This window comes from Rhizohabitans arisaemae (genome assembly GCF_025996515.1).
GTDB classification, from domain to species: Bacteria; Actinomycetota; Actinomycetes; order Streptosporangiales; family Streptosporangiaceae; genus Rhizohabitans; species Rhizohabitans arisaemae.
The window spans coordinates 1-214 of the sequence record NZ_BLRH01000033.1; the positions used below are offsets into that span (position 1 = coordinate 1).

At 61.2% G+C, this 214-nt stretch carries 1 protein-coding gene; it reads right to left on the reverse strand.

Annotation, left to right across the window (positions count from 1 at the left end):
• A partial coding sequence (locus RUR_RS15335; RefSeq protein WP_428847001.1) for a WD40 repeat domain-containing protein occupies positions 1-214 on the reverse strand: 214 nt, incomplete at both ends.

Below are 214 nucleotides of genomic sequence, written 5' to 3' on the forward strand. Positions count from 1 at the left end.
TGGCCTTCCAGAACCGCACGTTGGGTACCGTCGGCATTCCACAACCGAATCGTATGGTCATATGAGCCGCTGGCCAGCCAGGAACCGTCGGCAGCAATCGCCACCGCATGCACCTCGTTGGTGTGGCCTTCCAGAACCGCACGTTGGGTACCGTCGGCATTCCACAACCGTACTGTCCCATCATGGGAACCACTTGCCAGCCACGAGCCGTCGG